We start from the raw sequence: 12,500 nt of genomic DNA, 5'->3' as shown, positions 1-12,500 counted from the left end.
GGCGCGTCCGTCAGGACCCCGCGGCCAGCGCCCCGAGGATCCGGCGGGTCTGCCCGACGAACCCGCCGCCGAACAGCACCGCGTGCGCGGCGACCGGGAAGAGCTGGTGGAGGGTCACGCGGTGCTGCCAGCCGCGGGCCAGGGGATGGGCCTCGCCGTACCCCGCGACGATCTCGTCGAGGAACGACGTGCCGAACAGGGCGAGCATCGCCAGGTCGGCCTCGCGGTGGCCGCCGTGGGCGGCCGGGTCGATGAGCACGGCCTCGACGGCGTCGTCGTGCGGGCGGCGCACCCACAGGACGTTCTCGGACCAGAGGTCGCCGTGGAGCCGGGCGGGGACGTCGTCGGCGGCCGGGCCGGCGAGGTCGTCGAGGCGGGCGACGACGGCCGCGAACGCGGCGGCGTCGGAGCCGTCGAAGACGCCGCGACGACGCCCGAGGTCGAGCATCGGCAGCAGCCGGGCCTCGCCGTAGAACCGCGCCCACGTGCCCCACGCGCCGCCGGGCATGGGCAGCGGCTCGTCGAGCGGGCCGAAGAACCCGGCGTCGACGCCCGGCGGGAGCGCGCCCCACGCGGGCGCCCCGGCGTCGTGCAGCGTCGCGAGCCGGCGGCCGAAGTCGCGCGCCGCGTCCGCCGTCGGCGGCACCTCCGTGAGGCGGTCGAGCGTGAGCGACCCCGGGGCGACGACGCGGACGTGCACGACGCGCGGCCCGCCCGGGACGGTCAGCCAGCGCAGGCCGGCGGCCTCGCACGCGAAGTACCCGTGCGGGGCGTCGGGGCGGGCCTTGACGAACGGTTCCATGACCAGCCCACGGTAGAACGCGCGCCGGCCCACGGTCACCAGCCCGCGTCCGTCGTCACCTCGACGCCGCCCGCCCAGCGCCGGGTCCGGCCGTCCGCGCCCACGAGCAGCCCCGACCGGGTGCCCGCGTCGCGGACCCAGGTCAGGTCGTCGCCCGCGACCGCCGCGGCGGTCGCCCACACGTCGGCGTCGGCGAGCGTGTCGGCCACGACCGTCGCCGACAGCACGCCCCGCGCCCGGCCGCCCGTGCGCGGGTCCACCAGGTGCGCGCCCCGCTCCGCCGTGCCCGAGGTCGCGACGGCGCCGTCCGCGAGGCGCAGCCGGGCCACGGTGCGGCCGCGGTCGCGCGGGTCGGCGACGCCGACGGTCCACGTCCACGAGGACCCCGGGCGTGTGCGCACGCACAGGTCGCCGCCCACGTTGAGTCCGACGGCGGCGACGCCCTCGAGGTCGAGCAGGTCTGCGAGGTGCGCGTCCATGGCGCGGTCCACGGCCCAGCCCTTGACGTAGCCCGTCGGGTCGAACCAGCCGCGCCACCAGGCGGAGAACCGGCCCGCCGTGGTGCGCAGCGCCGCCCGGCACGCCGCCTCGACCTCGCGGACGTCGGGGTGGGCGTCGTCGAGCGCGAGCTCGCCACGGGCCAGGCGGCGGACCTCCGAGGCGTCGCGGTACGTCGAGAAGCGCCGGTCGGCGTCGTGCAGGCTCGCGAGCGCCCGCGCGACGGCGTCGTCGACGTCGAGGCTGACGAGCGACGGGAGGCCTTCGCGCACGATGACGTGCACCGACGCACGCGTGCCCATGACCTCGTCGACCGTGACGTCGCGGCGCAGGCCGTGTCGGCCCGCCAGCGCGCTCATGGGCGCGCCTCGTCCAGCGCCGCCTGCAGCGAGCCCACGTAGCCCTCGCTCGTGTAGGTGGCGCCCGTGACCATGTCGACCTGCTGAGCATCCTGGACGCCCACCGACTCCTGCTCGAGCACCGGGATCGCGGAGGCGTTGATCTGCTGGTCGCGGCGGCTCTCGGTGGGGTACGCGACGGCGGTCGCGGCCGTGACGGCGCCGCCCTGGACCGTGATGCGCACCTGGACCGGGCCGAACCTCGTGTCGGCGGCGGCGCCGGTGTAGGTGCCGTCCTGGAGGCCGCCGGCTGCCCCGCCCGTCGACCCGCTCTGCGTCGACCCGCTCTGCGTCGACCCGCTCTGCGTCGCCGGTGTCGAAGCCGCCTCGGTCCCGGCAGGCGCAGGCTCGGCCGACGGCATCACCACCTGCGTCGACGTGCGGTAGCCGAACAGCAGCACGACGCCGGCGGCCGTCGCGGCGAGCCACGTCAGGATCCTCTTCACGGGGTTCTCCTTCCTAGACGTCGAACGACTCGGCGTGGATGCGGGCGGCGGGCACGCGCAGCGCGGCGAGGTCGCGGCGCACGGCGTCCATCCACGGCAGCGGCCCGCACAGGTACACGTCGTGGTCGCCCAGGTCCCGCCCGACGACGCCGCGCAGCAGCTCCGGACCCGACCACGCCCCGTACGCGGCGGGCAGCCACGCCGGCCCCTGGGGCGCGCGCGGCCCGTCGAGCCGGAACCAGCGCAGGCCCCGCCGCTCCACGAGCTCGGCGAGCGGCCCGGTCAGCAGGGCGTCGTCGGGGCGGCTGTCGCGCGTGACGAGCGTGGCCTCGCCGCCGGCCCACGGCTGCTCCTGGAGCAGCGCGACGAGCGGGGCCACGCCGGCTCCGGCGCCAAGCATGAGCAGGTGCCGCGCCCGCCGGGACTCGCCCGTCATGGTGCCGAAGGGCCCCTCGACGAGCACGCGCGTCCCCGGCCGCAGCGTGGCCAGCCGCGACGTGCCGTCGCCGACGACGCGGACGGCGAGCGCGAGCCCGTGGGGGCCGGGCGCGAGCGCGACCGAGAACGGGTGCCCGCGCGTCCAGCCGGGCCCGTCGAGGAACCGGAACACGAAGTGCTGCCCGGCGCGCGTCCCGAGCCGCTCGAGCCGCCGCCCGGTGAGCAGCACGCGGAGGCCGCGGTCGCCGTCCGGCGTGACGGCGGCGACGCGGAGCTGGTGGCGCGCGGAGCGGACCAGCGGCACCGCGACGCGGAACGCGAGCACGCACGCCAGGGCGAGCGCCCACAGCGTCCACCAGTAGACGGTCAGGGGCAGGGACACCAGGAGGTCGCCACCGTTCCAGAGCTGGTGCGGCACGGCCAGCCCCACGCCCAGGTACGCGTACAGGTGCAGCAGGTGCCACGACTCGTAGCGCAGCCGGCGCCGGGCCGCGCGGACCGACAGCGCGACGACGGCGACGAGGAGCACGGACCCGGCCGTCGCGAGCAGCATGCCCGGGTAGGTGACCACGAAGTCCCACAGCTGCGTCCAGGCGCCGACGCCACCCGTGGCGGCGTACCCGACCGTCACCAGGAAGACGTGCGCGAGCAGCAGCCAGAACGACCAGAACCCCGTGGTGCGGTGCGCGCGGACGAGCGCGTCACGGCCCAGGCCGCGCTCGAACACAGGCACGCGCGCCATGAGCAGCACCTGGTAGAGCAGCAGGTTCGCCGAGGTCAGGCCCGCGAGCCGGCCGAGCGCGGTGACGGCCTCGCCGCCGCCGGCGGCCAGCGACGCCAGGCCGCCGCCGTGCAACCACGTGACCGCGACGACGAGCGACGTCACCCAGACCACGGCCTGCGCCCCCGCGCGCCACCAGCGGCGGGTGCTCCTCGTGCCCGTGCGGAGGTGTCCGCGGGCGACCGCCGTCGACGTCATCGCGCCAGCGTCGTCCGGCCACCTCGCCGCAGGCTCGGAGCATCCTGGGAACTTGCCGTGGCCCTCGCCCGGGTGCGCGTGGCGCGCCGGTGGTTACGCTGCGGGGAGCCGCCAGGATCGGAGCCGTCGTGAAGCTGCTGCTGTCGTCCGCGGGCGTCAAGAACCCGAGCATCCGCGCGGCTCTCGAGGCGCTGCTGCCGAGGCCGGTCGGGGAGTGCACCGCGCTCGCGATCCCGACGGCGATGTACGGCCACCCGTGGGCCGGTCCGGGTCGGAACGTGTGGGAGTTCGCCGCCGGCCGGTCCGCCGAGCCCATGGTCGAGCTCGGGTGGAGGTCCGTGGGCCTGCTCGAGCTGACCGCCCTGCCCAGCATCCCCGCGGACCGCTGGGTGCCGCTCGTGCGCGAGACCGACGTCCTGCTCGCCTCCGGCGGCGACGCCGTCTACCTCGCGCACTGGATGCGGCAGACCGGGCTCGCCGACCTGCTCGGCGAGCTCACCGACACGGTGTGGTTCGGCATGAGCGCGGGCAGCATGGTGATGACGCCGCGCATCGGCGAGGAGTTCGTCGGCTGGGAGGCCCCGGACGGCGGCGACGAGACGCTCGGCGTCGTCGGGTTCTCGATCTTCCCGCACCTGGAGCACCCGAGTCTGCCCACCAACACGCTCGCCGCGGCCGAGGCGTGGCAGGAGAAGCTCGGCAACCCGGCGTACGCGATCGACGACGACACGGCGATCACCGTCGTCGACGGGGACGTGACAGTCGTGTCCGAGGGGCGGTGGCGCCACCTGGCCGGCTGACGGACCCTCTCTGCGGGCAGCCGCCGTCTCCTACGGGCAGCCGTCGTCGAGGAGCCGGCGGGCACGCGGCCGGTTGCCCGGGTCGGGGTCGGTCGCGGCGAGGTCGGCCAGCGCCTCCCGCGCGGCGGCGGGCCACGCCGTCCGCGGCCACAGCGACAGGGACTCCATGGCCGCACCGCGGTGACGCGTCCCGGGGGAGCAGAGCCCGGCGAGGAGCAGGTCGCCGCCCACGCCCGGGTGCTCGCCGAGCGCCTGCAGGGACCACTCCAGCGCGCGGTGCGCGGCGGGCGCGCCCGACGCGCACCGCGCGTCGAGGCCGCCGCCGGTGAGCTCGTCGAGCGGCAGCAGGTCGCGCGTGAGGGACGCGAGCAGCTCGGCGCGCATCGTGTCCGCCTGCGCCCAGGCGCGAAACCAGCTGCACCCCAGCGGGTCGCGGACGATGCGGGCCACGTGCACGTCGAACGTGTCGATGCCGAGCTCCGCGGCGGCGGAGTCCGCACGCGCGAACACCCGGCGGTCGTCCGAGCGCAGCCCCTCGGCCACGAGCGCGGGCCAGTGGTCCCGGCGCAGGATGTCGGTGCAGAACTCCTCGACGATGCGCGCGCGGACGGGCGACCATCGCGCCCGGGCCGCGGTGGCCCACGCCCCGTCGTCCTGGAGGAAGTCGTAGATGGCCTCGACCGCCGCGAAGTCGTCGAGCGTCCCGTCGTCGGCCACGAGGTGCTCGACGAACAGGCCGACGGCCTCCTCGCCGTCGTCGTACGTCCCGATGTCGGACGTAGGGCCCTCGCTCAGCAGCGCGGTCAGGATCTCGCCGGCGGCCGTGAGCTGCTCCCGGTCGGGGTCCGCGCGCAGCACGCCCACGAGGTCGCCCGCGGTCGCGGCGGTCCACGCGAGGTACTCGACCATCACGGTGTTGCGGAACCCGTCGCGCAGCAGCCAATCCTTGATGCGGTCGTCGTCGACGGTGGCGAGCCGCTCGACGCAGTGGATGCGGCCCCAGCCGTGCAGGCGCCGCGCGAGCTGCCACAGCATCTCGTCGGGCTTGTCGTCGTTGCGGGCCAGCGCGACGGACGCGAAGAGGGTGAACTCCTCGTGCAGGGCGAGGGTCCACACGACGTCGGCGTCGTCGGCGTCGAACCCGACCATGCCCAGCAGGGCGATGCCGATCTTGACCGCGCGGCGGTGCGGCGACGTCGTCACGAGCCAGCGCGCGACGGCGTGCAGGCCCTCGGGGCTGGGCTCCGCGCCTGCCACGGCGCCGAGCAGGTCGTCGACGTAGCCGAGCGGGGAGACGCGGGACAGCTCGACGTGCAGCGCGCGCAGGTTCCGCTCCGACGGGTCCGCCGCCGCGTCCACGACCAGGCGCGTCGTGCACGGCACCTGCGCCGCGGCGACGCCGTCGCAGCCCGACGTGTGGTGGGTCATCACGCCGTCGACCGCGCCCGGCGCCCAGCGGACCGCCCCGGGAGCGACCAGGGCGTCGTCGGGCAGGTCGAGCAGCGGGTCGTCGAGCTCGCCGGTGCGCGTCAGGTGGCTCCGGACGACGTCGTAGATCGACGGTCCGTCGCTGAGCCGGGGGAGCATCGCCTGCATGCCAGGCATCCTGCCCAAGCGGCGCGTCGTGCGTGGTCGATGGCGCTGGACGCACCGGAGCCGCGCGGGAGGCGGGCCGCTGGCGCGCCCGGGAGGATGCCTGGGCGCGGGTCGCGCGGTCCCCGGGGACGCGGCGGGCGGGCCCCGGAGGGCCGACCTACGCTGGCAGGCGTGACCACGCCCCCGACCACCCCGGACGACGTCGCTGCGCAGGCCGTCATGGTGCCCATGCTGCCGTGCGCCGACGTCGACGCGATGGTTGCGTTCTGGACGGCGCTGGGGCTGCGGCAGACCTACCGCCAGCAGCGCCCGAACCCGTACGTCGCGGTGGCGCTCGGCCGCATCGACCTGCACTACTACGGCCTGGACGCGTGGGACCCGGAGCACTCGCACTCGACGTGCGCGATCGTCGTGCCGGACACGCGCCCGCTCTTCGAGCTGTTCCAGGCGGGGCTACGCGAGCTGTATGGCAAGGTGCCGGTGACGGGCTTCCCGCGCATCACGCGCCCGCGCGAGCGGGCCAACAACGGCGGCCTGTCCGGGTTCTCCGTCATCGACCCGGCGGGCAACTGGGTGCGGGTGTCGCGCACGCCCGCCGAGAGGGCCCCGGCCGCGGGCGACGCCGTGGCGTGGACGTCCGCGGGCGGCTCCCGGCTGGCGAAGGCCGTCGAGAACGCCGTCGTGCTCGCCGACTCGCACGGCGACGTGCCGCAGGCCCGCAAGGCGCTGCTCGGCGCGCTGCGCCGCGCGCCCGGCGACGTACGGCCCGTGGACCGGGCCCGCGCGCTCGCGTTCGCGATCGAGCTCGCGGTGCGCTCCGGCGACCCCGAGGACGCCGGGGAGCTCATGGCCGCGCTGGAGGACCTCGTGAGGAAGACGCCGAGCCGGGCCGCACGCACCGCCATGGCGGAGGCCCGGGCGACCCTCGACGAGGCGTGACCGCGGCGGGCCGCCCCTGTGGACAGGGTGCGGTGCGGCGTCGGTGGGTCTGGGTAGGGTTCCCCGGGTGACGACCCAGACGACCAGCCCCGCGCTCGACGTGCTGCGGCGCGTCTTCGGGTACGACGCGTTCCGCGGCGAGCAGGCGGCGATCATCGACACCGTCGTCGGCGGCGGCGACGCGCTCGTCCTCATGCCCACGGGCGGCGGCAAGTCGCTGTGCTACCAGATCCCCGCGCTCGTGCGGGAGGGGACGGGCGTCGTCGTCTCGCCGCTCATCGCGCTCATGCAGGACCAGGTCGACGCGCTCGCGGCGCTCGGGGTGCGGGCGGCGTTCCTCAACTCGACGCTCACGTCCGACGAGCGGCGCGCCGTCGAGCGGGCCCTCGTGGCCGGCGAGCTCGACCTGCTCTACCTGGCCCCCGAGGGCCTGCGCAGCCGCGCGACGCTCGACCTGCTGGACCGGGCGACGATCGCCCTGTTCGCGATCGACGAGGCCCACTGCGTCTCCCAGTGGGGCCACGACTTCCGGCCCGACTACCTCGAGCTGTCGATGCTCCACGAGCGCTGGCCCGCGGTGCCCCGCATCGCGCTGACCGCGACGGCGACGGCCGCGACGCGCGCGGAGATCGCCCACCGCCTGGACCTCGAGGGCGCCCGGCACTTCGTCTCCAGCTTCGACCGGCCCAACATCACCTACCGGATCGTCCCCAAGGACCGGCCGGAGAAGCAGCTGCTCGACCTGCTGCGCACCGAGCACGGCCACGCCGAGCACGGGCACGCCGAGCACGGGCACGCGGACCACAAGGACGTGGGCGGCCGCGGCGACGCCGGCATCGTCTACTGCCTCTCGCGCGCGTCCGTCGAGAAGACGGCGGCCATGCTCGTCGCGAACGGGATCGAGGCCCTGCCGTACCACGCGGGCCTGCCGGCCTCCGTGCGGGCGGCGAACCAGGCGCGGTTCCTGCGCGAGGACGGCGTCGTGATGGTCGCGACCATCGCGTTCGGCATGGGCATCGACAAGCCCGACGTGCGCTTCGTCGCGCACCTCGACCTGCCCAAGTCGGTCGAGGGGTACTACCAGGAGACGGGCCGCGCGGGCCGCGACGGGCTCCCGTCGACGGCGTGGCTCGCGTACGGGCTCGCCGACGTCGTGCAGCAGCGCAAGCTCATCGAGACGTCCGACGGCGACGCCGCGCACCGGCGCAACCTCGGGATGCACCTCAACGCCATGCTGGCCCTGTGCGAGACGGTCGAGTGCCGCCGCGCGCAGCTGCTCGCGTACTTCGGGCAGACCCTGGCGGAGCGGTGCGGCAACTGCGACACGTGCACGGCCCCGCCGGAGGCGTGGGACGGCACGATCGCCGCGCAGAAGGTGCTCTCCACGGTGCTGCGCCTCGCGCGCGAGAAGGGGCAGAGCTTCGGCGTCGGGCAGGTGGTGGACATCCTGCTCGGCCGGGACACCGAGAAGGTCCGCCGGTTCGGGCACCACGAGCTGTCCGTGTTCGGCGTGGGCACCGACCTGGCGGAGCCCGAGTGGCGTGCCGTGGTGCGCCAGCTGCTCGCCCAGGGCCTCCTGACGGTCGAGGGCGTGCACGGCACGCTCGTGCTCACGGAGGCGTCGGGGGAGGTGCTCGCGCGGCGTCGCGAGGTGCGCATGCGGCACGAGCCCGTCCGCCCGGTCCGCGCCGCCAAGGCGCGGAAGGCCGCGGTCGCCGAGGACCTCCCCGCGGCCGGTGCCGCGCTCTTCGAGGCGCTGCGCGCGTGGCGGGCGGGAGAGGCCAAGGCGCAGGGCAAGCCCGCGTACATCGTCTTCGGCGACGCGACGCTCCGCGGCATCGCGGCGTCCCGGCCGGGCACGCTCGAGGCGCTCGCGCGGGTCAGCGGCGTCGGCGAGAACAAGCTGGAGCGGTACGGCGAGGCCGTGCTCGCCGTCGTGGCCGACCAGGGGACGGACGCGCCGCCGGACGACGGTGACGTGCTGTTCGCCGACGGCTAGCGTCGCGCCCATGGAGCTCCTGGCCCGCGGGCGAGACGCCGACGTCTTCGTGCTCGACGAGGCGCGCGTGCTGCGCCGCTACCGCGACGGCCGGTCGGCGCGGCACGAGGCCGACCTGATCGGCCGGCTCGCGGACGCCGGCTTCCCCACCCCGCGTGCGGTCGCGTACGAGGGACCGGACCTGGTCCTGGAGCGCGTCGCCGGCCCGGACCTCATGACCGCGGTCGGCGCCGGGCTCCTCAGCCTCGACGACGCGGGCGTCGCGCTCGCCGACCTGCACCGCCGCCTGCACGCGCTGCCCTGGGACGGCGGCACGCTGCTGCACCTCGACCTGCACCCCTCAACGTGCACTGGAGCGCGGGCGGCCCCGTGCTGCTCGACTGGACGAACGCCCGCGTCGGCGCGCCCGGCCTCGACGTGGCCGTGACGGCGACGATCCTCGCGCAGGTCGTGGTCGCCCCCGACGCGTACGCGGACACGGGCGTCGACGAGGACGTCCTGCGCGGCGCGTGCGCCGGCCTGCTCGCCGCGTTCGCCGCGGCGGCCGAGCCGTTCGCGGACCACGTCGACGAGGCGACCGCCTGGCGCCGCCGGAACCCGAACGCCAACCAGCGCGAGCGCGAGACGCTCGACGACGCGGCTGCGCTCGTGGCCCGCTACGCCGCGGCATGACGACGGCGGCCGCGGCATGACGGCGGCCGCGGCACGCGGCACACCGGCGGGATTGCGCGCGGGCGGCGGGTGACGCTGAAAGACTAGGGACGACTCGGCCGCCCACCGAGCGAGCCCCCAGGAGGTCGGCCGTGCCCCACCGTGCCAAGCTTCGCGTCGTCGTCGCCGGCGGCCACGGCAAGATCGCGCTCACCCTCACGCGCACGCTCGCCAACCGCGGGCACGACGTCGTCGGCATCGTCCGCAACCCCGAGCACGTCGCCGACGTCGAGGCCCTGGGCGGCACCGCCGTCGTGCTCGACCTGGAGCACACCGACGTCGAGGCGGTCGCGCAGGTGCTGGAGGGCGCGGACGCCGCGGTCTTCGCGGCGGGCGCCGGGCCGGGCTCCACCGCCGAGCGCAAGTACACCGTGGACCGGGACGCCTCGATCCTGCTCGCGGCCGCCGCGGAGCGGGCGGGCGTGCGGCGGTTCGTGCAGATCTCGACGACCCGGGCGGGCGCGCCCGCGGCGCAGGGCTCGACGCCCGTGTGGGTGGCCTACCTCGACGCGAAGACCCAGGCCGAGGAGGCGCTCAAGGCGACGGGCCTCGACTGGACCATCGTGCGCGCGGGCGCCCTGACGGACGGCCCGAGCACGGGCCGCGTCACGCTCGCGGGCCGGCACGTGCCGCGCGGCAGCGTGCCGCGCGCGGACGTGGCGATGGTGCTCGCGGAGCTCGTCGTCTCGGGTGCGGCGGTGCGCCGCACGCTGGAGCTGACGAGCGGGCTCGTCCCCGTCGCGACGGCGGTGGCGGCGACGGGCACCTGACCCGGCGTCCTCGTGCGGACCGGCGCGAGCGCCCGCCCGACGACGAAGGCCGCCGACCCGCGCGAGCGGACCAGCGGCCTTCAGACCTGGCTGGGCGGGGCCCGACCAGAGAGCGCAAGGTCAGCCGCTCTTGCGGCGGAACATCTTCTGCCCCGCGGGGCCCGTGGTCTCCGACCCGTGCACGGTGCCGGTGTTGCGCTGGCCGTCGTTGTGGCGGTGCTGGGCCGCGTTCTTCTTCTCCAGCGCGGCGCGGAACCGCGCCTTGGCGTCCTCGCTCGCCGCGGCCTTGGCGTCGGGGTTGTCAGCGGACGGCATGCGACCACTTCCTCTCTGCAGTCTTGCCCGGATGGTGCCCGCCCCAGGCTGCCAGCCCCAGGTCCGGGGTGCCCATCGTAGTGGCGGCGGCGCCCGTCGTGTCGGTGGCCCCCGTCGTGTCGGTGGCACCGTGGAGGATGGGCGAGTGAACCGCGTCCTCACCGAGCACGACCGCCAGGCGTCCCTGCCCGACGTCGTGCGTGCCGGCGAGGGCGGCGCGCCGTCGCCCCGCTGGACGTGGGACGACACGAACCGCTGGTACCCGGGGCTGCTCGACGACGGCGTCCGCGTCGAGCGGGCGCACGACCTCCGGCTCGCGCACACCGTCCTGCGGCGCTCGCCCCTGACGGCGCGCACGCCCTTCGCGCGGGCCGAGCCGGGGCCGTGGGACCGGCTCGACCCGGCCCCCGCCGGGCCGCCGCCCGGCGTCCCGCGGCTCGAGCCCACGCCCGAGGGCCTGTTCGATCTCGGCGAGGTCGCCGCCCCGGCGCCCGACCCGTACGCCGCCCTCGACGAGACGCGCGAGCTCGCCGACCAGGAGGCCGCCCTCGCCGCCGCGACCGACCCGGGCCGGCTGCGCTTCCTGCTCGCCGCCGAGTCCGCCGGGGCGCTCGTCGCCGCCGAGATGCACCACACGGGCCTGCCCTGGCGCGCCGACCTGCACGACCGGATCCTCACCGAGCGCCTCGGCCCGCGGCCACCCTTCGGGCAGCGTCCCGCACGGCTGGAGGCGCTCGCCGTCCGCATCCGCGAGCTGGTCGACGCCCCGCCCACGCTCAACCCGGACTCGCACCCCACCCTGCTCAAGGCGCTCCAGTACGCGGGCGTCGGCGTCAAGAGCCTGTCCAAGTGGGAGCTCCAGGAGGTCGACCACCCTGTCGTCGCGCCGCTGCTGGAGTACAAGAAGCTCAGCCGCCTGCTCACCGCGAACGGGTGGAGCTGGCTCGACACCTGGGTGCGCGAAGGCCGGTTCCGCTCGGAGTACGTGGTGGGCGGCGTCGTCACGGGACGCTGGTCGAGCGTGGGCGGGGGAGCGCTGCAGCTGCCCAAGGACGTGCGCCGCGCCGTCGTGGCAGACGACGGGTGGACGTTCGTCGTCGCCGACGTCGCCCAGCTGGAACCCCGCGTGCTCGCCGCGATGAGCGGCGACGAGGCCATGGCCGCGGCGGGCCGCGAGGGCGACATGTACGCGGGCATCGTCGCCTCGGGCGCGGTCGCGACGCGCGACCTGGCCAAGGTGGGCATGCTCGGCGCGATGTACGGCGGCACCACGGGCGCGAGCGCCCAGGTGCTGCCGAGCCTCGCGCGCGCCTTCCCGCGCGCGATCGCCCTCGTGGAGGAGGCCGCCCGCGCGGGCGAGCGCGGCGAGGTGGTCTCGACGTGGCTGGGCCGCGGCTCACCGCGCCCCGGCGCCGACTGGGAGCGCGTGCAGGCGGGCGCGTACGACGCCGACGACGGCGCCCGCGCCCGCTCCTACACGCGCTCGTTCGGGCGGTTCACCCGCAACTTCGTGGTGCAGGGCACGGCCGCCGAGTGGGCGCTGGCGTGGCTCGCGTCGGCCCGGCGCCGGCTGTGGGCGCTCGGCGAGGCGGGGCCGGCAACGCGCGACGGCGTGTTCGCGCGCCGCCCGCACCTGGCGTTCTTCCTGCACGACGAGGTGGTGGTCCACGCCCCCGCGAGCTCGCCGACGACGTCGCTCGTGAGCTGCGCGCCGCCGCCGCGGAGGCCGGGCGCCTGCTGTTCGGCGACTACCCGGTCGAGTTCCCGCTCACGGTCGCCGTCGTCGACACGTACGCCGACGCGAAGTAG

At 76.2% G+C, this 12,500-nt stretch carries 12 protein-coding genes and 1 pseudogene; 7 read left to right on the top strand and 6 right to left on the bottom strand.

Features of this window, described 5'->3' with window-relative positions; translation table 11 throughout:
* Nucleotides 1-10 precede the first annotated feature (10 nt).
* The 4 genes from ET471_RS16155 to ET471_RS16140 are packed head-to-tail and all read right to left on the bottom strand — an operon-like array spanning nucleotide 11 to nucleotide 3,561.
* Nucleotides 11-802, bottom strand: coding sequence for a fructosamine kinase family protein (locus ET471_RS16155; protein ID WP_129189997.1), 792 nt, complete (start codon nucleotides 800-802; stop codon nucleotides 11-13).
* 35 nt (nucleotides 803-837) lie between these two features.
* Nucleotides 838-1,659, bottom strand: coding sequence for an FAD:protein FMN transferase (locus ET471_RS16150; protein WP_129189995.1), 822 nt, complete (start codon nucleotides 1,657-1,659; stop codon nucleotides 838-840).
* Entirely contained in the window at nucleotides 1,656-2,144 is a 489-nt protein-coding gene (locus ET471_RS16145) for an FMN-binding protein (protein ID WP_129189993.1), read from the bottom strand. The genes ET471_RS16150 and ET471_RS16145 overlap by 4 nt, the downstream gene beginning before the upstream one ends.
* A 13-nt stretch (nucleotides 2,145-2,157) precedes the next feature.
* A complete protein-coding gene (locus ET471_RS16140; RefSeq protein ID WP_129189991.1) occupies nucleotides 2,158-3,561 on the bottom strand; it encodes a ferredoxin reductase family protein in 1,404 nt (467 codons plus the stop codon).
* A gap of 128 nt (nucleotides 3,562-3,689) precedes the next feature.
* Here ET471_RS16140 and ET471_RS16135 point away from each other — a divergent pair, with 128 nt between their 5' ends.
* Nucleotides 3,690-4,361, top strand: a complete 672-nt coding sequence (locus tag ET471_RS16135) for a Type 1 glutamine amidotransferase-like domain-containing protein (protein WP_129189989.1) — start codon at nucleotides 3,690-3,692, stop codon at nucleotides 4,359-4,361.
* Nucleotides 4,362-4,391: 30 nt separating this feature from the next.
* On the opposite strand, the gene ET471_RS16130 is transcribed toward ET471_RS16135, so the two are convergent.
* On the bottom strand, nucleotides 4,392-5,957 hold the full coding sequence (locus tag ET471_RS16130; RefSeq protein WP_129189987.1) for a hypothetical protein: 1,566 nt from the start codon (nucleotides 5,955-5,957) through the stop codon (nucleotides 4,392-4,394).
* Between the two features lie 171 nt (nucleotides 5,958-6,128).
* Between ET471_RS16130 and ET471_RS16125 the strand changes: the two genes are divergently transcribed.
* The 5 genes from ET471_RS16125 to ET471_RS16105 all read left to right on the top strand — a co-directional run bounded on the left by ET471_RS16125 (nucleotide 6,129) and on the right by ET471_RS16105 (nucleotide 10,376).
* A complete protein-coding gene (locus ET471_RS16125) occupies nucleotides 6,129-6,896 on the top strand; it encodes a VOC family protein (RefSeq protein ID WP_242496329.1) in 768 nt (255 codons plus the stop codon).
* Nucleotides 6,897-6,945: 49 nt separating this feature from the next.
* Nucleotides 6,946-8,895, top strand: coding sequence for a RecQ family ATP-dependent DNA helicase (locus ET471_RS16120; RefSeq protein WP_425356584.1), 1,950 nt, complete (start codon nucleotides 6,946-6,948; stop codon nucleotides 8,893-8,895).
* 10 nt (nucleotides 8,896-8,905) lie between these two features.
* The gene (locus tag ET471_RS16115) at nucleotides 8,906-9,322 is read left to right on the top strand and encodes a BUD32 family EKC/KEOPS complex subunit (RefSeq protein ID WP_129189983.1); all 417 of its coding nucleotides are present in this window, start codon (nucleotides 8,906-8,908) and stop codon (nucleotides 9,320-9,322) included.
* Nucleotides 9,319-9,567 (top strand): hypothetical protein, encoded by a 249-nt coding sequence (locus tag ET471_RS16110; RefSeq protein ID WP_342586052.1) that lies wholly within the window; start codon nucleotides 9,319-9,321, stop codon nucleotides 9,565-9,567. Before ET471_RS16115 ends, ET471_RS16110 begins: the two co-directional genes overlap by 4 nt.
* Nucleotides 9,568-9,698: 131 nt before the next feature.
* The gene (locus tag ET471_RS16105; RefSeq protein ID WP_129189979.1) at nucleotides 9,699-10,376 is read left to right on the top strand and encodes an SDR family oxidoreductase; all 678 of its coding nucleotides are present in this window, start codon (nucleotides 9,699-9,701) and stop codon (nucleotides 10,374-10,376) included.
* A gap of 120 nt (nucleotides 10,377-10,496) precedes the next feature.
* On the opposite strand, the gene ET471_RS16100 is transcribed toward ET471_RS16105, so the two are convergent.
* Entirely contained in the window at nucleotides 10,497-10,691 is a 195-nt protein-coding gene (locus tag ET471_RS16100; protein ID WP_129189977.1) for a DUF5302 domain-containing protein, read from the bottom strand.
* Between the two features lie 31 nt (nucleotides 10,692-10,722).
* On the opposite strand from ET471_RS16100, the pseudogene ET471_RS16095 reads away from it, so the two are divergent.
* Nucleotides 10,723-12,500, top strand: a pseudogene (locus ET471_RS16095) (bifunctional 3'-5' exonuclease/DNA polymerase).

Source organism: Xylanimonas protaetiae (assembly GCF_004135385.1).
Taxonomy (GTDB): domain Bacteria; phylum Actinomycetota; class Actinomycetes; order Actinomycetales; family Cellulomonadaceae; genus Xylanimonas; species Xylanimonas protaetiae.
The sequence above is the reverse complement of the archived record's forward strand: the minus strand, read 5'-3'. Positions and strand labels throughout refer to the sequence as shown.

Coding starts and splice junctions, on each gene's coding strand:
- ET471_RS16130 (WP_129189987.1), bottom strand. CDS start 5,957: ATGCAGGCGATGCTCCCCCGGCTCAGCGACGGACCGTCGATCTACGAC.
- ET471_RS16100 (WP_129189977.1), bottom strand. CDS start 10,691: ATGCCGTCCGCTGACAACCCCGACGCCAAGGCCGCGGCGAGCGAGGAC.
- ET471_RS16140 (WP_129189991.1), bottom strand. CDS start 3,561: ATGACGTCGACGGCGGTCGCCCGCGGACACCTCCGCACGGGCACGAGG.
- ET471_RS16115 (WP_129189983.1), top strand. CDS start 8,906: ATGGAGCTCCTGGCCCGCGGGCGAGACGCCGACGTCTTCGTGCTCGAC.
- ET471_RS16155 (WP_129189997.1), bottom strand. CDS start 802: ATGGAACCGTTCGTCAAGGCCCGCCCCGACGCCCCGCACGGGTACTTC.
- ET471_RS16150 (WP_129189995.1), bottom strand. CDS start 1,659: ATGAGCGCGCTGGCGGGCCGACACGGCCTGCGCCGCGACGTCACGGTC.